At 64.8% G+C, this 24,083-nt stretch carries 18 protein-coding genes and 1 tRNA gene; 14 read left to right on the forward strand and 5 right to left on the reverse strand.

What is annotated here, in order from left to right; genetic code table 11:
• Positions 1–5: 5 nt before the first annotated feature.
• Genes recC through recD form a run of 3 tightly spaced genes read left to right on the forward strand, consistent with a single transcriptional unit; the run spans position 6 to position 8,976 of the window.
• A complete protein-coding gene (gene recC, locus B5X73_RS05335; protein WP_254857233.1) occupies positions 6–3,431 on the forward strand; it encodes an exodeoxyribonuclease V subunit gamma in 3,426 nt (1,141 codons plus the stop codon).
• Positions 3,428–7,087, forward strand: a complete 3,660-nt coding sequence (gene recB, locus B5X73_RS05340) for an exodeoxyribonuclease V subunit beta (RefSeq protein WP_254857234.1) — start codon at positions 3,428–3,430, stop codon at positions 7,085–7,087. Before recC ends, recB begins: the two co-directional genes overlap by 4 nt.
• Positions 7,084–8,976 (forward strand): exodeoxyribonuclease V subunit alpha, encoded by a 1,893-nt coding sequence (gene recD / locus B5X73_RS05345; protein WP_079520857.1) that lies wholly within the window; start codon positions 7,084–7,086, stop codon positions 8,974–8,976. Before recB ends, recD begins: the two co-directional genes overlap by 4 nt.
• Here the strand turns inward: recD and B5X73_RS05350 are convergent, their stop codons facing one another.
• On the reverse strand, positions 8,977–9,987 hold the full coding sequence (locus B5X73_RS05350; RefSeq protein ID WP_079520924.1) for an NAD-dependent epimerase: 1,011 nt from the start codon (positions 9,985–9,987) through the stop codon (positions 8,977–8,979).
• Positions 9,988–10,219: 232 nt separating this feature from the next.
• Here B5X73_RS05350 and thrS point away from each other — a divergent pair, with 232 nt between their 5' ends.
• The 9 genes from thrS to B5X73_RS05395 all read left to right on the forward strand — a co-directional run bounded on the left by thrS (position 10,220) and on the right by B5X73_RS05395 (position 17,704).
• On the forward strand, positions 10,220–12,121 hold the full coding sequence (gene thrS / locus B5X73_RS05355) for a threonine--tRNA ligase (RefSeq protein ID WP_079520858.1): 1,902 nt from the start codon (positions 10,220–10,222) through the stop codon (positions 12,119–12,121).
• Between the two features lie 43 nt (positions 12,122–12,164).
• Positions 12,165–12,692 (forward strand): translation initiation factor IF-3, encoded by a 528-nt coding sequence (infC, locus tag B5X73_RS05360; protein WP_303048752.1) that lies wholly within the window; start codon positions 12,165–12,167, stop codon positions 12,690–12,692.
• Between the two features lie 166 nt (positions 12,693–12,858).
• On the forward strand, positions 12,859–13,056 hold the full coding sequence (gene rpmI, locus B5X73_RS05365) for a 50S ribosomal protein L35 (protein WP_036114929.1): 198 nt from the start codon (positions 12,859–12,861) through the stop codon (positions 13,054–13,056).
• 14 nt (positions 13,057–13,070) lie between these two features.
• The gene (gene rplT, locus B5X73_RS05370; protein ID WP_036114926.1) at positions 13,071–13,430 is read left to right on the forward strand and encodes a 50S ribosomal protein L20; all 360 of its coding nucleotides are present in this window, start codon (positions 13,071–13,073) and stop codon (positions 13,428–13,430) included.
• Between the two features lie 110 nt (positions 13,431–13,540).
• On the forward strand, positions 13,541–14,533 hold the full coding sequence (pheS, locus tag B5X73_RS05375; protein WP_079520860.1) for a phenylalanine--tRNA ligase subunit alpha: 993 nt from the start codon (positions 13,541–13,543) through the stop codon (positions 14,531–14,533).
• A 28-nt stretch (positions 14,534–14,561) separates the two neighbouring features.
• Entirely contained in the window at positions 14,562–16,943 is a 2,382-nt protein-coding gene (pheT, locus tag B5X73_RS05380) for a phenylalanine--tRNA ligase subunit beta (protein WP_079520861.1), read from the forward strand.
• A 1-nt stretch (position 16,944) separates the two neighbouring features.
• Positions 16,945–17,244: an integration host factor subunit alpha gene (gene ihfA / locus B5X73_RS05385; RefSeq protein WP_036114917.1), complete on the forward strand. Its 300-nt coding sequence runs from the start codon at positions 16,945–16,947 to the stop codon at positions 17,242–17,244.
• Complete coding sequence (locus tag B5X73_RS05390; protein WP_036114913.1) at positions 17,225–17,581, forward strand: MerR family transcriptional regulator; 357 nt, start codon at positions 17,225–17,227, stop codon at positions 17,579–17,581. Before ihfA ends, B5X73_RS05390 begins: the two co-directional genes overlap by 20 nt.
• A gap of 46 nt (positions 17,582–17,627) precedes the next feature.
• Positions 17,628–17,704, forward strand: a tRNA-Pro gene (locus B5X73_RS05395).
• A gap of 39 nt (positions 17,705–17,743) precedes the next feature.
• On the opposite strand, the gene B5X73_RS05400 is transcribed toward B5X73_RS05395, so the two are convergent.
• The gene (locus tag B5X73_RS05400) at positions 17,744–18,349 is read right to left on the reverse strand and encodes a hypothetical protein (RefSeq protein WP_079520862.1); all 606 of its coding nucleotides are present in this window, start codon (positions 18,347–18,349) and stop codon (positions 17,744–17,746) included.
• The gene (locus B5X73_RS05405) at positions 18,349–19,164 is read right to left on the reverse strand and encodes a DUF6402 family protein (RefSeq protein WP_079520863.1); all 816 of its coding nucleotides are present in this window, start codon (positions 19,162–19,164) and stop codon (positions 18,349–18,351) included. The genes B5X73_RS05400 and B5X73_RS05405 overlap by 1 nt, the downstream gene beginning before the upstream one ends.
• Positions 19,165–19,481: 317 nt before the next feature.
• Here B5X73_RS05405 and B5X73_RS05410 point away from each other — a divergent pair, with 317 nt between their 5' ends.
• Positions 19,482–19,985 carry an Hcp family type VI secretion system effector gene (locus B5X73_RS05410; protein ID WP_079520864.1) on the forward strand — a complete coding sequence of 168 codons (504 nt, stop codon included), beginning with the start codon at positions 19,482–19,484 and terminating at the stop codon, positions 19,983–19,985.
• Between the two features lie 54 nt (positions 19,986–20,039).
• On the opposite strand, the gene B5X73_RS20915 is transcribed toward B5X73_RS05410, so the two are convergent.
• Positions 20,040–20,717 (reverse strand): hypothetical protein, encoded by a 678-nt coding sequence (locus B5X73_RS20915; protein ID WP_176167732.1) that lies wholly within the window; start codon positions 20,715–20,717, stop codon positions 20,040–20,042.
• A 130-nt stretch (positions 20,718–20,847) separates the two neighbouring features.
• Between B5X73_RS20915 and B5X73_RS05420 the strand changes: the two genes are divergently transcribed.
• Complete coding sequence (locus B5X73_RS05420) at positions 20,848–21,819, forward strand: LysR substrate-binding domain-containing protein (protein ID WP_079520866.1); 972 nt, start codon at positions 20,848–20,850, stop codon at positions 21,817–21,819.
• Positions 21,820–21,910: 91 nt separating this feature from the next.
• On the opposite strand, the gene B5X73_RS05425 is transcribed toward B5X73_RS05420, so the two are convergent.
• Entirely contained in the window at positions 21,911–24,082 is a 2,172-nt protein-coding gene (locus B5X73_RS05425) for a PQQ-dependent dehydrogenase, methanol/ethanol family (RefSeq protein ID WP_139382656.1), read from the reverse strand.
• Between the last annotated feature and the right edge of the window lies 1 nt (position 24,083).

Here is a 24,083-nt window from a genome sequence, read left to right on the forward strand (position 1 = left end):
CGACCTTGAGCGCTGGGAACGACGTCGCCCCGGGCCTCATGGTCCTGCATGGCAACCGACTGGAAGAGCTGCGTGACGTTCTGGTCGCGTGGCTTCGTCGTGCACCGTTGCGCCCGCTGGAAGACGAGTGGGTCCTCGTCCAGTCCAACGGTATCGCGCAGTGGTTCCGTCTGGCGCTGGCGCGCGCGGTCGAAGACGGTGGCCTCGGAATCGCCGCCGCCGTCAACGTGCAGTTGCCGGGTCGTTTCCTATGGGTGGCGTATCGCGCCGTGCTCGGCAAGGACGCGGTACCGCCCGAATCGCCGTTCGACAAGTCGCGGCTCGTCTGGCGACTGATGCGGCTGCTGCCGTCGCTGGCGGGCGAGGACGGGTTCGCGCCCCTGGCCGCATTCCTTGGTTCGGATGGCGACGCGCGCAAATGCCACCAGCTCGCCGAGCGACTCGCCGATCTCTATGACGGCTATCAGGTGTATCGCGCCGACTGGCTCGACGACTGGGCCGCTGGACGCGATGTGCTGCGTGACGCGCGTGGCGCGGCGCCGGCAATGGCCGAGGGCGATCGGTGGCAGGCCCTGCTCTGGCGTCGCCTGCTCGACGATGTAGGGCCAGGGGAGGCCGACGGTCATCGCGCCGCGGTGCATGAGCGATTCCTGCGCGCCGTGGCCGCCGCGAGCGAGAGGCCCCCGGCGCTTCCGCGGCGCATCGTCGTATTCGGCATGTCCACGCTGCCGCGACAGACGCTCGAAGCGCTTTCCGCACTGGCGCGCTGGTCGCAGGTCGTTCTCGTGGTCATGAACCCCTGTCGGCACTACTGGGCCGATATCGTCGACGACCGCGAGCTCCTTCGCGCCGAGCGTCGCCGGCAGGAAGCGAAGCCGGGCATGCCGGCTCTGCCGTCCGACGCCGACATGCATCTCTATGCCAATCCGCTGCTGGCGGCCTGGGGCAAGCAGGGCCGGGATTACATTCGTCTCCTTGATGAATTCGATCATCCCGAAAGTTACCGTGAGCGCTTCACGGCGTGGGATCAGCGGATCGACCTGTTCGCCGAGCCTGCCTCCGACACCTTGCTCGGCCAGGTGCAGGCAGCGATTCTCGACCTCGAACCGCTACCGGCCGAACCGCGGCCCGTCGCGACGGACGACACGTCCATCGTTTTCCATCTCGCCCACGGTCCCCAGCGCGAAGTGGAGATCCTTCACGATCAGCTGCTCGCGCGTTTCGAGGCGTCGGCGGACCGGGGCGATCCCATTCTGCCCCGCGACGTCATCGTGATGGTGCCCGACATCGAAACCTATGGCCCGCATATCGATGCGGTCTTCGGGCGCGTGCCGCGCGACGATCCGCGCTTCATACCCTTCAGCGTCGCCGATCGCGCGGCGCGCGGCACCGTTCCCCTCGTCATGGCGCTCGACATGCTCATGGGCATGACCGAGTCGCGCTTCGCGGCAGGGGAGATGGCCGACCTGCTCGACGTTCCGTCGGTGCGTCGCCGTTTCGGATTGAAGGAAGATCACCTGCCGTTGCTTCACCGCTGGATCGAGGGCGCGGGGATTCGCTGGGGACTGGACGCCGCTCAGCGCGGTTCACTGGGTTTGCCGGCGCTCGGGCAGAACACGTGGACGTTCGGGCTGCGTCGCATGCTCCTGGGCTACGCGGTCGGTGCCGGCGAGGCATGGGGCGACATCGAGCCGTTCGACGAGGTGGGTGGTCTCGACGCGGCGCTCGTGGGCCCGCTCGCCGACCTGCTCGACGCGCTCGGCCGTCACTGGCGTCACATGGCGGATCCCGCACCGCCGACGGTGTGGGCCACACGCCTGCGCCAGCTTCTGGACGACTTCTTCGACCGTTCCGATGCCGACGATGCGAAGCTGGTCGAGCGCCTGCTCGACGCCCTCGACGTGTGGGAGGGTGCCTGCGCCGAAGCCGCTTTCGACGAGGCGCTCCCGGTGGACGTCGTTCGCGAGGCCTGGCTCGGGCAATTCGACGACGCCGGCCTGTCGAAGCGATTCCTCGCTGGCGCGGTGAGCTTCGGCACCCTGATGCCGATGCGCGCCATTCCGTTCCGCGTGGTCTGTCTGCTCGGCATGAACGACGGCGACTACCCGCGCGCGCGGCCGCCGATGGACTTCGACCTGATGTCGCGCGCCGGCGCCTGGCGCCCCGGCGACCGATCGCGGCGCGAGGACGATCGTTACCTGTTCCTCGAAGCGTTGCTTTCGGCACGCGATGCGTTGCACATCGGCTGGGTGGCGCGCAGCGCCCGCGACAACAGCGAGCGCGCGCCCTCGGTGCTGGTGGGCCAGCTGCGCGACTACCTGGCCACGGCCTGGCGCGCGTCGTCCGTCGGGGAGACCCTGCTGAACCGGCTCTCCGTCGAGCACCCGCTGCAGCCGTTCAGTCGCGCCTACTTTCGCGAGGGCGATGCGCGGTTGTTCACCTACGCCAGCGAATGGCGTCAGGCGCACGACGCGGCGCCGCATGCGGACCACGTCGAACTTCCCGCTCTGGCGGTCGAGCGTCCGGTCGGCCTGGCGGTGCTTCGCCGGTTTCTTCGTCACCCCGTCAGAGAGTTTTTCCAGGCAAGGCTGGGCGTGCGGTTCGAACTGGCGGACGTCGCGGGCGATGACCTGGAGCCATTTGCGGTCGATGCGCTCGGTCGCTTCGGCATGACCGATACGTTGCTGCGTGCAGCCCTTCACGACGAGCGTGACGCCACGGGTGCGATCGATGCGGCCGCGTCGCGTCTTCAACGCAGCGGCCTGTTGCCGATGGGGGCCTTTGCCGCCCCCGTGCGCAGGGATCTGACGGCGGCGGCTTCCGCGGTATTCGGCAGGTTCGTCACCGAGCGCCGCGCATGGCCGGTCGATGCCGGTAAACGCGAGATTCGTGTCGAAGTGGATGGCGTGATCATCGAGGACTGGCTCGCCGATCTGCGCGCGAACGAGCAGGGCGACCTCGCGTCGTTTCTCCTGTCGCCGTCGAACGTGCTGGATGTGGACGGCAGCCCGCGTGCGCACCGGCTGGTCATGCCCTGGATCGATCACCTCGTGGCGCAGGCAGCGGGTCTGGCCGTCGAGACGCGGTATGTCGGACCGGACGCGACGATCGTCCTCGCTCCCGTCCCGCTCGATCCCGCCACCGCGATGCTGCACACCCTGGTGAAGGCCTGGCGCGAAGGCATGCGTACGCCCTTGCCGGTCGCCGCGCGCACGGCGATCGCGGCGCTTTCCGCGCCGGAGGACGGTGCCCTGCAGGCGGCACGAACCGCCTATGACGGCGTACACGATCGCGCGCGTGGCGAAGTCGACGGCGACCCCTATCTGACACGTGCCTGGCCGAACTTCGATGCCCTGGCGCAGGCGGGCTTCTCTGGCTGGTTGCAGCCCTACCGCGATCTTCTCGGTCTGTTGCGGGTGGACCGGTCGTGAGCATCGATATACAGCCCCTGCGGCCCCTCTCGATGCCCCTGGACGGGGTACGCCTGATCGAGGCGAGCGCCGGCACCGGCAAGACCTGGACGATCGCTGCGCTTTACGTGCGCGCGGTGCTCGGTCACGGACTGGCGCAGCCTTTGCTTCCACCACAGATTCTGGTCGTCACGTTTACCGAGGCCGCGACGCAGGAACTGCGTGAGCGTATCCGGGCGCGTCTCGTCGAGGCCGCGGCCGCGTTCCGCACGGGACACGCGGCGGAGCCTTTTCTCGGCGAATTGCTGGAGGCGTACGCGCCGGATCTGCACGGCGCATGCGCGCGTCGGCTCGACCTCGCGGCCCAGTGGATGGACGAGGCGGCGATCTTCACCATCCACGGCTGGAGCCAGCGCATGCTGGTGCAGCACGCGTTCGGCAGCGGTCACGCCTTCGCGCAGACGCTCGAGCCTGACGAGAGCGAGCTGCTCGCCGAGTGCGTTCGCGATTACTGGCGCAAGGCGTTCTATCCTCTCGACGAGGCCCGGCTTGCGCCGATTCTGGAAGAGTGGCGTACCCCCGATGCGCTCGCCCGTGCGCTGCGACCGCTGTTGTTCGGTGGCGAGGCGACCTTGCGCGTCAATGGTGAGGTGCTCGCGCCTGGTGGCGATACCGATGCCGCGCTGGCCGAGCGCGCGGCGTGGGACGAGGAAGACCGGCGTCGAAACGAGGAGGCCGCGCGCAGCTGGCTGGCGGATCGCGAACGCATCGAATCCATCATCGGCGATGCCGTGCGCGACAAGATTCTGCATAACGGCTGGTACAAGCCCGACCGCATGCCCGCCGACCTCGCCGCCATGCGGCGCTGGGCCGAAGGCGCGGATCGGGCCGACTTCGATATCGCCCGTTATTCGGTAACGCGCCTGGGCCGGGCCACCGGCAAGGGTAAGAGCCGGCCGGAACATCCCGCTTTCGCGGCGCTGGAGCACTGGCACGAGTGGCAGGCAGGCAAGGTTAGTATCAGACACCTCGTACTGGCGGATGCCCTCGTCTGGGTGCGCGAGCGCTTCGCCGCGCAGAAGCGCCGTCGCGCGCAGATCGGATTCGACGACCTGCTGCTGCGCCTCGATCAGGCACTCGCGTCGGACGCGGGCGCCGGTGTCGCCGACACCATCGCCCGGCAGTTTCCCCTGGCGCTGATCGACGAGTTTCAGGATACCGACCCGCTGCAATACCGGATATTCCGCGGCATTTACGCTGTCCGGGAAGAGACGGGGCTGTTGCTCATCGGCGATCCCAAGCAGGCGATCTACGCATTCCGCGGCGCCGACATCCAGACGTATCTCGCCGCGCGTGCGGAGGCGGTCGCGCCACACTACAGCCTGGATACGAACCACCGTTCCAGCGAAGGCATGGTGGCGGCGGTCAACGCCGTGTTCGGCCACGCGGAAGCGCACGCGACGGGCGCCTTCCACTTCGCCGACCGGGGTCTGCCCTTTGTGCCGGTGCGGGCGCGTGGCCGTGCGGAGCGCTTCGTCGTCGATGGTGCGACACCCGCCGCACTCCAGGTCTGGCTGCTCGACGACGAACAACCGGTAGGCGTCCGGATCTATCGCGAGCAGATGGCTGGCGCGTGCGCTACGCGTATCGTCGATCTGCTGACGGCCGCGGAGCGCGGCGACTGCGGGTTCGTCGGTGGCGAGGGTGTGCTCACGCCCTTGAAGCCGGCCGATATCGCCGTCCTCGTGCGCAGTCACAACGAAGCGGCCGAAATCCGCGATGCGCTGTCCGCACGTAACGTTCGCAGCGTGTTCCTTTCCGATCGCGATTCCGTGCTCGAAGGCATCGAAGCCCACGACGTCGTGCTCTGGTTGCGGGCTGTGGCGGAGCCGTCATCGGACACGGCCATGCGCGCCGCGCTGGCCACGCGCAGCCTCGACCTGGGCTATGGCGAACTGGAACGGCTCAACGTCGACGAGCGGCACTGGGAGCATCGCGGCCAGCAATTGTTCGAGTTGCGGGAGACGTGGCGACGTGGCGGCGTGCTTGCCATGCTGCACCGGTTCCTGCACGTCTTCGACCTGCCGGCACGACTGCTTTCAAAACGGGGCGGCGAACGAAGTCTGACCAATCTGCTCCACCTGGCGGAGTTGCTCCAGCAGGCGTCGTCGACCATCGACGGCGAGCAGGCGCTGATTCGCCATCTGGCCGAACGTATCGCCGATACGTCGACGCACTCCGGGGACGATCAGATCGTACGGCTGGAAAGCGACGACGATCTGGTCAAGGTCGTCACCATTCACAAGTCGAAAGGTCTCGAGTACCCCCTGGTATTCCTGCCGTTCGCCTCCGCCGCCGCGGGCGTCCGGGCGGGGCAGGGCTACCGCTATCACGACGGCACCGGCGCGCAGCTCGAGTTGCTGTCGGCCAGTCAGGAGGGGGCTGGTGATTCCGTGCGTGATGCGAAGGACGCCGCCGAGCGCGCCGCACTGCAGGAGGACCTTCGCCTGCTCTACGTCGCGCTGACGCGTGCCCGCCATGCCTGCTGGGTCGGCGTCGCGCCGGTCAGTCATCAGGCGGCGAAAAAACCCCAGCTGCACAAGGCGGCGCTGGGGCACCTCCTGACGGGCGGCGCTGAAATCGACAACGGCGCCATCGAGGGGCTGTTGCGCCGCCTTGCCGACGGCAAGCCCTTCATCAACATCGACTATATGCCCGCGCCCGAGGACCGTCCTTACACACCGCCCCCGCGGATCGAGCGTCCCCTGCCTGCACGGACGGCGCGCGCCTCGCGCGCGGAGCGCTGGTGGATCGCAAGCTACAGCGCGCTGCGACACGCGGAAGATGAGATCGTCGCTCCGGAAACGGCCACCGACGACGTCATCGTCGAATACACGGCCGAGCCGATGGCGGTGCCCGCCCCGGTCGCGGGCGGCGGCATCCACGGGTTCGAGCGCGGCGCGGAAGCCGGTACCTTTCTCCACGACCTGCTCGAATGGATCGCTGAAGAAGGATTCGCCACGATTGCCGCCGATCCCGCGCGCCTGCGCGACATGGTCGCGCGTCGTTGCGAACGGCGTGGCTGGTCGCATGCCATCGACCTTCTGACCGACTGGTTGCTCGTGTTGCTGGCCACGCCGCTTCCGCTGCCGGACGGGGGTTCACTGACACTGGGTGCGCTTGACGACCCCGCCCGTTATCGCGCGGAACTCGAGTTCCTGTTCGAGGCGAAGGGTGTCGATACCCTCGCACTGGACCGTATCGTCCGGACGCATACGCTGGAAGGCGCGGCCCGTCCCGCGCTCGCCGCCGACCGCGTCAATGGCATGCTCAAGGGCTTTATCGATCTCATCGTCGAACACGAGGGGCGCTGGTACGTCGCCGATTACAAATCCAACTGGCTGGGGCCGGATGAGGCGTCGTACACGCCCGAGGCCATGCGTCGCTCCATCCTCGACGCGCGCTACGAACTGCAATACGCGCTCTATCTCCTTGCCCTGCATCGCCAGCTGCGTGCGCGCCTCGGCGACGTCTACGACTACGACACCCACATCGGCGGAGCGGTCTACCTGTACCTGCGGGGCGTGGATGGCCGAGGTCACGGTGTGCACGTCGAACGGCCGCCCCGGGCCATGATCGACGCGCTGGATGCGCTTTTCGAAGGAGGCGTCGCATGACGACCGAGGTCAGTCTGGTCGACGCCATCGGCTGGCTCGACACCGGGGTGGCGGAAGGCCGCCTCCGGGCGGTCGACCGTGCTTTCGCCCGTTTTCTCCTCACGCTGGACCCGGAGGGTGACCGCCGGGTCCTCCTGGCGGCTGCGCTGCTGAGTCGCGAGCTCGGCGACGGACATATCTGTGTCGACGTACGCGACTGGGCGGAAGACGGCGACGCGCTGGCAGGCGTCGACGCCGCGCTCGCCATGTCTCCGCTGGTGGCGGGGCCCGAAGGCGATCCGGCCGCACCGCTGGTGCTCGACGGACACCTGCTCTACCTGCGCCGTTTCTGGCGTGACGAAGCGCGGGTGGCCGAATCGATCATGAGTCGTCTGACGCGGGTGGCGATCCCGGATGATCTGGCCGCGGAACTCGACCGGCTGTTTCCCGCCGGTGACGACGGTCCCGACTGGCAGAAAATCGCGTGTGCCATCGCGGCGCGCGCCGCATTTGCCGTCATCACGGGTGGGCCGGGCACCGGCAAGACCACGACGGTCATCCGCTTGCTCGGGCTGCTCCAGACGATCGCGCATCGCGCCGGTCAGCCGCGCCTGCGTATTCGTCTGGCGGCGCCGACCGGCAAGGCGGCGGCGCGACTGAACGCGTCCATTTCCCTGCAGATCGAGCAGTTGCGGGTCGATGAGGCGGTGAAGCAGGCGATCCCCGCGGAAGTGACGACCTTGCATCGTCTGCTGGGCAGTCGTCCGGACAGTCGGCGGTTCCGCCACGATGCCGATAATCCGCTTCACCTCGATGTGCTCGTCATCGACGAGGCGTCGATGATCGACCTCGAAATGATGGCCGCGACGCTCGATGCCTTGCCTCCGCAGGCGCGCCTCATTCTCCTGGGCGACAAGGATCAGCTCTCGTCGGTGGAGGCGGGCGCCGTCCTCGGCGACCTCTGCGCGCGCGCCGACCGCGGGCACTACGACGAGCGTACGCGCGAGTGGTTGAGCGAGGTGGCCGGTGTGGACGTCACCGCCTGGACCGTCGAAGACGACGCCCGGCCGCTCGACCAGCAGGTCACCATGCTTCGTCGCAGTCGCCGCTTTGGTGCCGACAGTGGCATCGGCGCACTGGCGCTCGGGATAAATCGGGGTGAGATGGCCGGCGCGATGGCCAGTTTTTCCGCCGCGTCGGGTGATGTCGCGATGCTTCCGCCATCGACGTCCGCCATCGCCAGCCTGGCCATCGAGGGGCGCGGGCAGGCACCGGGATACCGGCATTATCTGGACTGGATCGAAAAGCGACGGCCTGCGCTCGATGCGGCGTTCGCTGATTTCGAGGCGTGGGGCGCCGGAGCACTCGCGGCGTACGCGCGCTTTCAGCTGCTGTGCGCTACCCGCCATGGCGACACCGGCGTCGACGCGCAAAACGAACGTATCGCCAGAGGACTGCTCGAGCGTGGCCTGATCGATGCCGTCACGGGCTGGTACGAAGGCCGTCCCGTCATGGTGACGCGCAACGACTACGCGCTGGGCCTCATGAACGGCGACGTGGGTGTGACGCTCTGGGTGCCGGATGGGCAGGGCGCCATGGCGTTGCGCGTGGCGTTCTCCGTCGCGGACGAGCAGGCGGGCGAGCGCATCCGTTTCGTGGTTCCGAGCCGCCTCTCCGCCGTCGATACGGTATTCGCCATGACCGTGCACAAATCGCAGGGCTCGGAATTCGAGCACACCGCGCTCGCTTTGCCGCCCGAACCGTCTCCCGTCCTCACACGCGAACTCGTCTACACCGGTGTGACGCGGGCGCGGAAGGCATTCACCCTGCTGGCATCGGCCGACATCCTCGGCTATGCCATCGCTCGCAAGACCCGCCGCGCCTCCGGACTGTTGCGTCGTCTTATCTGATCATCCGACCTTGTAAAAGTCCTTGTACCACTCGGCGAACTTCCGCAGCCCCTCGTCGATCGACGTCGATGGTGCGTAACCCACATCCCGGCGAATCGCCGATACGTCGGCCCAGGTATCCGGTACATCGCCCGGCTGCATCGGCAACAGTCGCTTCTCCACCGTCCGCCCGAGGTGCTTCTCCAGCAGGCCGATGAAATCGAGCAGCTGCACGGGCTCATCGTTGCCCAGGTTGTAGACGCGATACGGAGCCGCCGAACTTCCCGCATGCGGATCCACGGGATCGTAGGTGGGGTCAGGCTGCGCCGGATGGTCCAGCGTACGGATCACCCCCTCGACGATATCGTCGATGTAAGTGAAATCGCGGCTGTGATTTCCGTGATTGAACACGTCGATCGCCTCGCCGCGCACGATGCGGTTGGCGAAGAGGATCGGCGACATGTCCGGACGACCCCATGGGCCATACACGGTGAAGAAGCGCAGGCCCGTCGTGGGCAATCCGAAGAGATGGCTATAGGTATGCGCCATCAGCTCGTTGGATTTTTTGGTGGCGGCGTAAAGGCTGACCGGATGGTCCACGGCATCCTCGACGGCGAACGGCATCTTCCGGTTCGCGCCGTACACCGAACTGGACGAGGCATAGACCAGATGCCCCACGGCGTGGCGACGGCAGGCCTCGAGGATGTTGACGAAGCCGACCAGGTTGCTCTGCACGTAAGCATGCGGGTGGGTCAGCGAATAGCGCACGCCGGCCTGCGCGGCCAGGTTGACCACGCGCTCGGGCTGGAACTCCGCGAAAGCCTTGTCCACGGCCGCCTGCCCGGCGAGGTCGGCGCGGACGTGGGTGTAATTCGGGTGATCCACGAAACGGGCGACGCGTGCCTCTTTCAGGCCCGGGTCGTAGTAATCGTTGTGATTGTCGAATCCCAGCACGGTATCGCCGCGCGCAAGGAGGCGCTCGGCGAGGGCCGAGCCGACGAAGCCGGCGGTGCCGGTGACCAGGATGCGCATGGGGATGTCCTGCCAGTGGAGCGAGTCGCCCATTGTAGCGGACGCCCGGATTGACACGGCAGCGCCCCTGATCTAGCTTTTACGGGTATCCAACCGACGAAGGTGGCCCGCGGCAACGCTGGCCGAGTGTGCGACATGCGGACTACGCGCTCTTCAATCTGACCTCCCGCCACGTCTTCGTCATTGTCGAAGGGCGCATGGCGCCCTTTTTGTTTGTCCGGAATTCGCATTCATGATCCAGATCACGCTACCCGACGGCAGCCAGCGGCCGTTCGATCACCCCGTATCCGTGCAGGACGTCGCCGCCTCGATCGGTGCCGGCCTCGCCAAGGCCACCCTCGCGGGCAAGGTCGACGGCAAGCTGGTCGATGCCAGCTTCACGATCGATCACGACGCCGCCCTCGAGATCGTCACCGAAAAGAGCCCCGAGGCGCTGGATATCCTGCGTCACTCCACGGCCCACCTTCTGGGTCAGGCCGTGCAGCGCCTGTTCCCCGGCGCGCAGGTCACGATCGGCCCGGTCATCGACAACGGCTTCTTCTACGATTTCGCCTACGAGCGCCCGTTTACGCCGGACGACCTGGAGACCATCCAGGCCGAGATGGAAAAAATCGTCAAGGAACAGATTCCGGTCACGCGCTCGGTCAAGAGCCGCGACGAGGCGATCACGTTCTTCCGCGGCCTGGGTGAAGAGTACAAAGCCCAGATCATCGAGAGCATCCCAGCGAACGAAGAGCTTTCGCTCTACACGCAGGGTGAGTTCACCGATCTCTGCCGCGGGCCGCACGTGTCCAACACGGGCAAGCTCCGCGCGTTCAAGCTGATGAAGGTTGCCGGCGCCTACTGGCGCGGCGATTCCAACAACGAGATGCTGACGCGCATCTACGGTACGTCGTGGCTGAACGACAAGGACCTCAAGGCCTACCTGCTGCAACTGGAGGAAGCCGAAAAGCGCGACCACCGCCGCATCGGCAAGCAGCTCGACCTCTTCCACATGCAGGAAGAGGCGCCGGGCATGATCTTCTGGCACCCGAAGGGGTGGGCGATCTGGCAGGCCGTCGAGCAGTACGTCCGCGGCGTGTACAAGAAGAGCGGTTACCAGGAGGTCCGTGGTCCGCAGATCATGGACGTCAGCCTGTGGAAGAAGTCCGGCCACTGGGACAACTACCAGGAAAACATGTTCTTCACCGAGTCGGAGAAGCGCACGTACGCCCTGAAGCCCATGAACTGCCCGGGCCACATCCAGATCTTCAACACCAACCTGCACAGCTACCGCGACCTGCCGATCCGCTACGGCGAGTTCGGCGGCTGTCACCGCAATGAGCCCTCGGGCGCGCTGCACGGCATCATGCGCGTGCGTGCCTTCACGCAGGACGACGGCCACATCTTCTGCACCCCGGCGCAGATCGAGGGCGAAGTCGCGGCCTTCCACGCCCAGGCCATGAAGGTCTACGAGGACTTCGGGTTCAGCGACATCGCCATGAAGATCGCCCTGCGTCCCGACAAGCGCATCGGTGCCGACGAGGTCTGGGACAAGGCCGAGCACGCCCTGCGGGCGGCTCTGCAGGCGGCTGGCGTCGAGTGGGAGGAACTGCCGGGTGAGGGCGCCTTCTACGGTCCCAAGATCGAGTACCACATGAAGGACTCCATCGGCCGCGCCTGGCAGGTGGGCACGATGCAGGTCGATTTCATGATGCCCGAGCGTCTGGGCGCCGAGTACGTGGACGAGAACAGCCAGCGCCAGCACCCGGTCATGCTGCACCGGGCCATCGTCGGCTCGATGGAGCGATTCATCGGCATCCTGATCGAGCACCACGCGGGCTTGCTTCCGACCTGGCTCGCCCCCATTCAGGCAGTTGCGTTCAGCATTACGGACGCCCAGGCCGATTACGTGCAGGACGTGGCCCAAGCCCTTGTCGGACAAGGGTTCAGGGTAAACGCCGATTTGCGCAACGAAAAAGTCGGATATAAAATCCGCGAGCACACGTTGCAGAAGGTGCCTTATCTGATCGTGGTCGGTGATCGCGAGAAAGAAACGGGTACCATCTCCGTACGTACCCGCGGCGGCGAGGACCTCGGCAGCATGACCGTGGCCCAGTTCGTCGAACGTTTGGAAGCCGAGACCCGCCGCTGAGCGGGGGTCCGGTATTTGGATCATTCTTCTGGAGGATAGCGGTATCGCTACGACCGATAACAAGGGCAATCGCAAGAACAGAGACATCCGTGTCCCGCAGGTCCGCGTGCTTGGCGCGGAAGGCGAGCAGCTCGGAATCATGCGGACTGATGACGCCATCAAGGCCGCTGAAGAGCTGGGCATGGATCTCGTCGAAATCCAGCCGAACGGCGATCCGCCGGTCTGCAAGATCATGGATTACGGCAAGTTCAAGTTCGAAGCCCAGAAGAAGGCCTCGGCTGCCAAGAAGAAGCAGAAGCAGGTAGAGATCAAGGAAGTGAAGTTCCGTCCCGTCACCGACGAGGGCGACTACCAGATCAAGCTGCGCAAGATGCGCGAATTCCTGGAAGAAGGCGACAAGGTCAAGGTCACGATCCGCTTCCGCGGTCGTGAAATGTCCCATCAGGACCTCGGCCAGAATCTGGCCCGCCGGGTCCAGACGGACATCGGCGAAGACGGTGTGGTGGAGTCCTTCCCCCGCCTCGAAGGCCGCCAGATGGTCATGATGATCGGACCGAAGAAAAAGATCTGATCGAACGAGAAGGGCGCTCCGGCGCCCTTTTTCGTTTGAATTCATGTATGATCGCCGGCTCGGCCCGTATGGATGGGCCGAATCACCGTACCCGGCAGGAAGGAAAGTGCTTGTCCCGCAAGGGCTTGCCGCCGGATCAGTCAGTCACCGAATACGGAGCATTCCGATGCCCAAGATCAAGACCAACCGGGCGGCAGCGAAGCGTTTTCGCAAGACCGCATCCGGTAAGTTCAAAGCCGGTCACGCCTTCAAGTCGCATATCCTGACGAAGAAGTCGACCAAGCGTAAGCGCGGCCTGCGCGCTCCCAACCACGTCAAAGCGTGCGACACCAAGGGTGTAGCTCGCATGTTGCCGTATCTCTAAGGGAGGGTTGAACCATGGCTCGTGTTAAGCGTGGCGTTACCGCCCGTCGTCGTCACAAGAAAATCCTCGGCCGTGCAAAGGGTTATTACAACGCCCGTCGCAAGGTCTTCCGCGTAGCCAACCAGGCCGTCATCAAGGCTGGTCAGTACGCCTACATCGGCCGCAAGCAGCGTAAGCGTCAGTTCCGCGCGCTGTGGATCGTGCGTATCAACGCCGCCGCCCGTCAGTTCGGTCTGTCCTACAGCCGCCTGATCAACGGTCTGGCCAAGGCTGAGATCGCCGTCGACCGTAAGGTCCTCGCCGACCTCGCCGTGCACGACATCAAGGCATTTGGCGCGATCGCAGAGAAGGCCAAGGCCAGTCTGGCTGCGTAATCCGCTTTAAACGCGCGGTAGTCTTATCGCGCGAAGATGGATGACGTGGGGAGAAGGCCTTGCCTTCTCCCCACACTTTTTTGTGTGCCTCGAAAAAGTCAGGAAAACCGATGGAATCGATCGAGCATATCGACGCCTCCCTGCGCGACATCGAGTCGGCGGCCTCCCTCGAGGCGCTGGATGCCGTGCGTGTCGCCCTGCTGGGAAAGAACGGTGCGGTGACCGCCGCGCTGAAAGCCCTGGGTCAGTTGTCGGGTGACGAGCGCAAGGCGCGTGGCGCCGAAGTCAACCGGGTCAAGGAGCGTCTCACGGACGCCATTGCCGCCCGCAAGCAGGCGCTGGAACAGGCTGAACTGGATCGCCGCCTCGCTTCCGAGCGAATCGACGTCAGCCTCCCGGGCCGCGACGGCGAGTACGGTGGCATCCACCCGATCACCCGCGCGCTCGAGCGCATCGCCGATATCTTCGGCCGTCTCGGTTACCAGCGTGCCGACGGTCCCGAGATCGAGGACGACTGGCATAACTTCGAGGCGCTGAACTTCCCGCCGCACCATCCCGCGCGCGCGATGCACGACACCTTCTATTTCGGTGACGGTCGCCTGCTGCGTACGCATACCTCGCCGGTGCAGATCCGTTCGATGCAAGGGCGCCAGCCGCCGATCCGCATCATCGCCCCGGGCAAGGTCTATCGCAGCGATTCCGACCAGACCCATTCGCCGATGTTCCATCAGATCGAAGGCCTGCTGGTCGATGAGACCTCGAGCTTCGCCGACCTGAAGGGCACCCTGGCCGAATTCATCCGCGCGTTCTTCGAGCGCGATTTCGAGATGCGCTTCCGTCCGAGCTACTTCCCCTTCACCGAGCCCTCGGCCGAAGTGGACATCCGCTGGGACGCCGAAGACGGCTCCACGCGCTGGCTCGAAGTGCTGGGCTGCGGCATGGTCCACCCGACCGTGCTGAAGAACTGCGGCATCGATCCGGAGCGTTACACGGGTTTCGCCTTCGGCCTCGGCGTTGAGCGTTTCGCGATGCTGCGTTACGGCGTGGGCGATCTGCGCGCGTTCTTCGAGAACGACCTGCGCTTCCTCCGTCAGTTCGCCTGATAGCCCTCCGGATTAGAGAGTCGCTCCCATGAAATTCTCCGAAAACTGGCTGCGCGAGCTGGTCGACATCGACGCGGATCGCGCGGCGCTGGTTCACGCACTCACCATGTCCGGCCTGGAAGTCGAGGAAGTCACCGAGTTGGGTGATGGTCTCGACGGCGTGGTCGTCGCCAGGATCGTCGAAGCCACCAAACATCCCGAAGCCGATCGCCTGCAGGTGTGCAAGGTCGACGCCGGCACGGGTGAGCTGGTGCAGATCGTCTGCGGTGCGCCCAATGCGCGCGTGGGAATCCGCGTGCCGCTGGCAACCGTTGGCAGCACGCTGCCGGGCGAGATCCATATCAAGGCCGCGAAGCTGCGCGGGGTCGAGTCGTTCGGCATGCTCTGCTCGGCGAAAGAGCTTCGCCTCGATGCGGATGCCTCCGGTCTGCTCGAACTGCCGGCCGATGCGCCGGTCGGCAAGCCGCTGGCGGACTACCTCGGTCTGCCCGACGCCAGCATCGAACTGAAGATCACGCCGAACCGTCCGGACGTGCTCGGCCTCAACGGTCTGGCGCACGATGTGGCGGCGCTTTTCGGCAGCCGCGTCAAAGCGATCGGTGTGGGCGACGTCGCCGTCACCGCCAGCGCCACCCGTCCGGTCCGTCTCGAAGCCGGTGCCGACGCGCCGCGCTATCTCGGTCGCATCATCGAAGGTATCGACGCGAGCACGGCGTCGCCCTTGTGGATGGCGGAGCGTCTGCGCCGCGCGGGTATCCGTCCGATCAGCGCGGTGGTCGACGTCACTCAGTACGTGATGCTCGAGCTCGGTCATCCGATGCATGCGTTCGACAACGACAAGCTGACGGGCTCGATCGTCGTCCGTCATGCGGGGCAGGGCGAGACCCTGAAGCTGCTGGATGGCAGCGAAGCCAAGCTCGACCCGTCGTTCGTCGTCATCGCCGACGAGGCCGCACCGCTTGCCGTCGCCGGTGTCATGGGCGGTTTCGACTCGCGCGTCACCGATGCGACGCGCAACATTTTTCTCGAAGCTGCGCACTTCGCGCCGTCGGCCATCATGGGTCGCGCGCGCAAGCTCGGGCTCCACACGGACGCCTCGCATCGCTACGAACGCGGTGTCGACCCGGCCCTGCCGAAGCGCGCGATGGAACGCGCCACCGAACTGCTGCTGCAGATCGCCGGCGGCCAGGCGGGCCCGGTGACGGTCGCTGAGCGGCTCGAAGACCTGCGCGAGCACGCGCCTGTCGTCCTCCGTCATGCGCGTCTGCGTCGCATCCTCGGCATCGATGTCGCCGCCGCCGAAGTGACCCGCATCTTCACCGCGCTGGGCATGGGCGTCGAGGAAATCGCGGACGGCTGGAAAGTCACGCCACCGAGCAGCCGCTTCGACATCGAGCGCGAGGAGGACCTGATCGAAGAGGTCGCCCGTATTCATGGTTACGAGCGCATCCCGACCCATATTCCTGCCGGTCAGATTGCCCTGCGGTCGGAGCCGGAGGCGCGCCTGAGCGAGATGGCGCTGCGCGACCAGCTGGCCGCGCGTGGCTATTTCGAGGCGGTCACGCTGTCGTTCCTCAGCGCCGACCTGCTCAAGACCTGGGGCGTCGACCACGCCTGGGTGCCGTTGGCCAATCCGCTTTCAGCCGACCTGGCCGTCATGCGTACCTCGCTGCTGCCGGGCCTGGTCGAAGCGCTGCGTCACAATCGTGCCCGCCAGCAGGAGCGCGTTCGTCTGTTCGAATTGGCGCGCAGCTTCCACGCGACGGGCGGTGCCCCGGACGAGATCGGCCGGGTGGCCGTCGTCGCTTCAGGCAATGCACGGGCGGAGCAGTGGGGCGAAGCGTCCCGCACGGTCGACTTCTTCGACCTCAAGGGCGACCTCGACGCGCTGATCGCTCACACGGGTGAGCCGGCCCGCTGGTCGGTCGACACCGACGATCTGCCGTCCTGGCTGCATCCCGGTCGTGGCGCACGCGTACTCCGCGACGGACTGCCGGCCGGTTACTTAGGTGCCCTGCACCCGGCACTCGCGAAAGCCCTGGATCTCGGTCCGGATGTTCATGTGATGGAGCTGGCCCTCGAGCCGGTACTGGCCCGACGCCTGCCCAGCGCGGCGCGCGTGGCCCGGTTCCCCGCCGTGCGTCGCGATATCGCGGTCGAACTGCCTGAGGACGTCTCCTGGTCGGCCGTCGAGGCAGCCGTTCGTGGCGCCCTCGGCGAGGTCCTGCGTGAGATCCGCCTGTTCGACCGATACGCCGGGAAAGGGATCGACGAAGGGCGAAAGAGTCTCGCTATGGGCTTGATTTTACAGGACGCTTCACGCACCCTTACCGACGAAGATGCCGACGCTCGTGTGGCAGAAGCGGTGGGGGCATTGGAGAAGACATGCAAGGCAAGATTGCGAGGATAAGATGGCGCTGACCAAGGCGGAAATGGCCGAGCGGCTTTTCCTCGACGTAGGTCTCAACAAGCGTGAGGCCAAAGAGTTCGTTGACGCGTACTTCGAAGTCGTTCGTGAAGCTCTCGAGCGGGGCGAGCAGGTCAAGTTGTCGGGCTTCGGCAATTTCGATCTGCGTCAGAAAAATCAGCGGCCGGGTCGCAATCCCAAGACCGGCGAAGAAATTCCCATCTCTGCCCGGCGGGTCGTCACCTTCCGTCCTGGCCAGAAACTCAAGGTAAGAGTCGAGGGCTATGCTGGATCCAGGGAATAACACCGAACTTCCGGCGATCCCGGCGAAGCGCTACTTCACCATCGGTGAAGTAAGCGAGCTTTGCGGCGTCAAGCCGCATGTCCTTCGCTACTGGGAGCAGGAATTTCCGGCCCTGAAGCCCGTCAAGCGCCGTGGCAACCGCCGCTACTACCAGCGTCACGACGTGCTGATGATCCGCCAGATCCGTTCGCTGCTGTACGACGAGGGTTTCACCATTACGGGTGCGCGCGCACGCCTCGAGGGCCCCCAGGCCCGTATGGAAGCGAGCATGTCGCACCAGATCGTCCGCCAGGTCCGCCTGGAGCTCGAAGAAGTCCTGACCCTGCTTCGTCGCTGACCCGCTTCCGCAGATCGCGGCGTTGCTGTTACAATCGTTTGCTCGTCGGGGTGTAGCGCAGCCTGGTAGCGCACTACGCTGGGGGTGTAGTGGTCGCGAGTTCGAATCTCGCCACCCCGACCATTATTCGAAAAGGCGTCCCTCACGGGGCGCCTTTTTTCGTTACCGCCCCGCCAACCTTCCGCCACCCGGTGGGCTTGCCGCCGCCCCCGAAGCCTGGCGTTCATCCGGCTGATTTTGCTCCCGTAGCCTTTCCTCTTCGCGATCCCGTTCTCGATCTCGCTCCCAGCGCTCCTGAATCGGTCGAAATTCCTCACGCTCCTTTTCATAGAACGCTTCGAGCTTCGCCAGCGTCGCCTTGTCGGCACACCGATCGGTATCGACCATCGGGAATCCGTTAGCCAGGACGATGCGTCGGCCCGCCTCTTTCGAGTCGTTCCAGAACATCATGTTGAACGAAGCGGATGCGTCGAACACGACCGTTTCACCCAGAAAATCGCCTGTGCTGACTTCGTAAGCTCGTTTGAAGAAGGCGCCGTCCCAGTCTCTACCCAAATCGTTTCTGTTTTCGGGATCGGGATCCGGTATGCGATGGAGGAATGATGGGAGCACCCAAAACGCCTTGTAGGTGTCTACACGCAGGCAGCCGTCAGGGCTTGTCTGCGACGAGATGTACGTCGCATAAGCACGCTCCCACCACTCCGAAGCTTGATAAGTCGCGGCTCCAGCAACGACCAGGATGACCCCGATGAGGGCTTTGATATCCATCAGCCCAGATCAAGCACGAAATCCGTGCGCTCCCAGTAGACGTCGGAGTAGATGACGAAATCGCCGCCCAGCCCGGTCTCGATCCGATACTGTTCGAAGTCGGCGTTCGATACATGTCCAGACGGTATGCCCCACTGGAACGATAGTCCGTTCATCACCGCATTCGCGAATATCTGCTTCTTGTTGAGGACGCCATCCTTGGTCCAGGTTCCCAGTGTCTGAGGGCCGTTGAAGTCGTACGTGTCGCGAATGTAGAAGCCAGCGTGTGTAACTCGGAGGCTGATCTTTCCGTTCTGTGCGTCCCGGGTGGCCTCGCCAACCAAAGCAACTTTCAGCGCAGCTGAGCCGAGGGCTCCGTAGAGGTCGTCCATCGTGTCGAGCTTCCCGCCGATTACTTCGTAATTGGACTGGCACTTCCAGTCCAACTGGACGGCGCTATCGTGTTGACTGCCAAAATCGGCGCGTCCGTTTGCCCCCCAGGATAGCTTCGTCGCCCTTCGTTGAAGTAGCTTCTTGGCAGGTCCATTCGCCATTTTTTCCCTCAGCCTCTCCATGCCAATGCGGACACGCGGATTCGCCATCGCCCAGCTCATGCGCACGATGCGTTCGTCGAGCGAAGAAGCCGGAAGCGTTCGCGGATCCGGCGCATCTGGTGATTTCCACACGTCGGGAAGCACCCACGCCGACGAATGAAGCCACCGTTCCATCAGGTCGGCGGCGACCATCCATCCCATATGTCGCATGGCACGCGGGATCGATTCAACTTTATCTATCGCCGACGTCGCGTCTTCCAGTGCGACTGGATTTCCATTCATAGACCTGCTCCTTTGCTACGTAAACGCGCTACGTCTCCATGCAGACAATGTCGAACGTCTCCATCGCGTTGCGCTCCTGTGTAGTCGAGTCGTATGCGACCCGACCGATGCGGCGCGCAGTGTAGTTGTCGGAGCGACCACTTACCCCGTCATGTAAGTCACGCGTTCATGAAATTACGTGGGTAGATGAACGCAATTGAAGCCAAGAAAAACGGTGTCCTTCGTTCTCAAACATATCTTTTTCGAATCCGGTAGAAAGCCTCGTCGTTCGCCTCCGATAGGCAGCGACAGCCTGTATGACCACATCAAGGATTTCGATGAAAAGCATTTACCTGAAGTTGAACGGCCCCGACCTGAAAGGCGAATCCGCGGATAAGGATCATGGGCAGTGGATCGAGCTGAACTCCTTGCACCATCAGATGCACCAACCCACATCCCTGGCTTCGTCGACGGCGGGTGGCCACGCGGTCGGGCGCACCGTGCATGGCGATATCGGGGTGAGGAAGGAGATCGACTCGTCGAGTCCGGCGCTCTATCAGGCGCTCTCAGGCGGAACGACGTTTCAGTCCGCGCAGATCGACATGTATCGGGACGCGGGTGACGGACGACGCGTCAAATATCTTGAGATTCAACTCAAACATGTTCTGATCGCGCAGATCGGTCTCGGCATCGACGACAGGCCGCTACCGATGGAAACGCTCGCGCTCAGATATGCCGCGATCCAGTGGAAATATGTGAAGCAAACGTTCGATGGCGGGCAGGGTGGCATGACGCTTGGCGCGTGGAGCCTGACGAAGAACGACAAGACGTTTGCTGCCTGAAGAAGCACTGCTGCCCGTACGACGAAACGAAGCCCGGCAATGCCGGGCTTCTCGTTAGTCCTTAGTGGCGGCAGGCGCAGCCGTAAACTCCCGGACCACAGAAACCTTCTTCGACTTGCCCTTGAATTCCGTTGTCACCACGAGACGCGAATGATCCGGCGCGACCTCATAGCGCTGCACGATGTCCCCGCGCTTCGGATCGGCGTGAATCACGATTACGAGACTGTCGCCGTCCCAGCCTGCGCGTGTGGCATTCGCATGCGCGTCCTGAGTCGTGATCATGGGAACGCTACGCGGATGCCCGTCGGCGGTTAGCGAAAGCGTGTCAGGCCGCAGGGCGATGTCCAGCGTGTCTGGCAGCAGAAGGGCGCGACGCATCGTGTTCCCGTTACCGCCACTGTCAGGGCTACCTCCCGGGCTGCTTCCGGAGCCTGCACCGCCGCCACCATGTCGGCCTCCGCCCATGCCACCACCACCTCCCATCCCTCCGCCACCCATCCCGCCACCATGGCCGTGACCGCCGCCCATGCCACCTCGGCCGCCACCTGCCGCAGCGCCGGCAGCATCGGGGTCTTCGCTTCGCGAGGGATCCACCACCCAGTGGCCATCGAACGAGTAGGGGTGGACAGGCGCGGTAGCGAGACGAACGCCGCTACTTGCGCATGACGCGAGTGCGATGGCGCATGCAAGGGTCACACCACGCATGGCGAGGGCAGGTAGGGAATCGGGCATCGAGGTCGTCCTCACGTTGGGCATGGATCTCCAACGTCGGCTAGGCGGATAGGTTGACGAGTCGCGTCCTGATGCGTCAGAACTTGCGCCCGGCTGCTAATCTAGAGCCCTGAAAAACAGAGGCCCGCGGATGAATTTTCCACGCCGTCCGTCGAACGACGGGCTCGATCACCGGCTGCACTCACTCGAACAGAACAACGTACGTCTGCCTTCGACGGCGCATCTGCGGGCGTTGGAAGCCGCCGCACGATTAGGCTCTTTCGAACGCGCGAGTTACGAGCTGGCAGTCACGCCCAGCGCCGTCGCCAAACGCGTCGCCGGACTCGAATCCCTACTCGGTGTAAAGATGCTTTCGCGCACAGGCCGCGGCGTCGAGCCCACCGCTATCGGCCGCGAATACCTCGAGCAGGTCAACGTCGCGCTCGGTCTGCTGACACGCTCCGCGTATCACCGCCGCGATTCATCATCACGTCGACGGCTGCGTGTCGCCACGCCACCGACGTTCGGGCGCGATCTTCTCGTCCCGCACCTGCATGCTTTCACTCAGCGGTATCCGGACATCGAACTCGAGCTGATGCCGTCCATCCCGTATCTCGACATCACGGCGCCGGGTTGGGACGTGGAAGTACGCTTCGGGGACGGGCGCTTCGAGGGCGTGGACAGTGAGCGCCTCACCAGCGAGACCGTTTTTCCCGTGGCGAGTCCGGCTTATCTGGCGCAGATTCGCTTCGACTCACCTGCCGACATGATCCGTCGCGCCATCCTGCTGCGCTGTCCGCTCGAGCCTTGGGGGCCATGGATGCGCGCCGCCCGCACCGAGACGGGGCAGGGCGATACCGCCGAACCGACGGACGGCCATCGGCTGATGGACCTCGGCATGCTGATGGAGGCGGCGCTGAATGGTCATGGGGTGGCGCTGGTGCGGCGCAGTCTTGCGCGGCGGCATCTGCAGAGCGGCAAGCTGATCAAGCTGTTCGCGATCGAGGCGGAGCCGGCGTATGCCTATCATCTTTGCTGGCACCGCGTGGCGGAGCCCGACGAGGCCCGAGGGGCTTTTATTGCGTGGTTGCGGGAGGTCTGCGTGGAGGCGCAAAGGCCTTAACCGCGATGACCCAAATGTAGGAGCGCGCCCCGCGCGCGACACCGTTCCGTGTGGAAAAGCATCGCGCGCAAGGCGCGCTCCTACGTCGCTGTTACGGCTGTTGGGCGGCGCGCGGTTCCCTGGTCGGCGAGTCCTTCAGGTCGTGGGCCCGCTTGATCAGGTACTGATGCACCTCTTCCACCTGCTGCATGGTGAGGCCGTCGGCGAACGAGGGCATGCCGTCCATGACGCGGGCGCCGTAGACGATGGCGGCGAAGCGCGCGTGGTTTTCCTTCGACAGCAGGCGCAGGTCGGGCAGCACGCCGCCGGAGACCGCGTTGATGCCGTGGCACTGCGAGCAGTTGGCACCGAACGCTTTCTGGCCTTCGGCGATCTGTTCCGGCGTACCGGTGAGCGGCGGCGGATCGAGCTTGTGGTCGGCGTACTTGTACTTGAAGTCCGGCAGCTTGGCGGTGCCGCCGAGCTTATAGGTGAGAACCTGTGAATTAGGCAGCACGCCGGCATTGAGCGAGATACCGCCCTCGAACGTCGAGAACGCGCCGCCCCAGCCGACCATGAAGGTCACGTACTGCTCGCCGTCCACCGTATAGGTGATCGGTGCGGCCATGACGCCCGTGTTGGCCGGCTGCTCCCAGAGCTTTTTACCCTTGTCGGCGGAGTACGCCACGACGCGACCGTCGGCGGTGCCTTCGAAGACGAGGTTGCCCGCGGTGGACAGCACGCCACCGTTGAAGATCGTCTTGTACGGGACTTCCCAGACCATCTTCTGCGTCTTCGGGTCCCAGGCGGTGAGCTTGCCGCTCCAGGTATTGGCCAGTTCGCGCAGCTCCTTCTCCGCCTCGGGCACCATGCCGGCATCCGCACCGAGCTGATAGGCGCTCTTGAACTTGCGACGCGGCGGTTCCTTGGCCAGATCCTGGTAGTACGCCGACATGATGTGCGTCGGGATGTAGACCAGACCCGTATCCGGGCTGTACGACATCGGCTGCCAGTCGTGCGCGCCCCAGAACGCGGGCTGCACCAGGTGCGGCTTGTGTTCCGGATCCTTCCAGTATTCGGCGCTTTGATTGACCTTCGGACGACCGGTCTTCATGTCGACGCCACTGGACCAGCTGAGCGGGATGATGTTCTTCGCCGACAGCAGCTTGCCGTTGGTGCGATCGATGACGTAGAAGTAGCCGTTCTTCGGCGACTGCATGGCTACTTTGCGCACTTTGCCGTCGATCTTTATGTCGGCAAGGATGATGTGCGCGGTCGCCGTGAAGTCCCAGGCATCGCCCGGGGTGGTCTGGTAGTGCCAGGCGTACTCGCCGGTGTCCACATGGATCGCCACGATGGACGACAGGAACAGGTTGTCGCCCTTGCCCTCGCTGCGGAACTTCGGATTCCACGACGACGCGTTGCCCACGCCGATGTAGAGCAGCTTCAGTTCGGGGTCGTACGACATCGAATCCCATACGGTACCGCCGCCACCCTGCGTGACGAACGCACGACCGGTCCACGTCGGACGGGCGATTTCCATCGCCTTGTTCTCGGCCGGCTTGTCCGGATCGCCCGGCACCGTCCAGAAGCGCCAGTCCTGCTTGCCGGTCTCGGCGTCGTACGCGGTGATGTAGCCGCGCGTGCCGTACTCGGCGCCACCGTTACCGATGATCACCTTGCCTTCGACGATGCGCGGCGCGCCGGTGATCGAGATGCTTCGCGTGGTGTCGTAGCGCGTATCGACCGACCAGACCTTCGTGCCGGTCTTCGCGTCGATCGCCTCGAGGCGGCCGTCGAGCACGCCCACGTAGACCTTGCCATTCCACACGGCCACACCGCGGTTCACCGCGTCGCAGCAGGCTTCGCCTGCGCGTGCACGGTCCGACTTCGGGTCGTACTTCCATTTCAGCTGGCCGGTCTTCGCGTCCAGCGCGTAAACGATGGAGAAGGGGCCCGTGGTGTACATCACACCGTCGACGACGATGGGTGTCGCTTCGACGCCGCGATCGATGTCGATCTTGTACGTCCATGCCAGGCCGAGCTTGTCGACGTTCTTGTCGGTGATCTGCTTCAACGGGCTGTAGCGCTGCTCGTCGTAAGTGCGTCCCGTGGTCATCCAGTTGCCGGGTTCCTTGTCGGCATTGACGATGCGCGCGCCGTCGACGGCGGCCGGTCCCCTGGCGGCCTCCTGAGCAAAAGTGGTGGACCCGCCGACGAGGGCGAGGGCGAGTGCCGTCGTCATCGTCAGGAACCGGGCTGGCTTTCCGCTTGCTGGTTTCATG

Origin of the sequence: Luteibacter sp. 22Crub2.1, assembly GCF_900167995.1 — a bacterium.
Taxonomy (GTDB): Bacteria; Pseudomonadota; Gammaproteobacteria; order Xanthomonadales; family Rhodanobacteraceae; genus Luteibacter; species Luteibacter mycovicinus.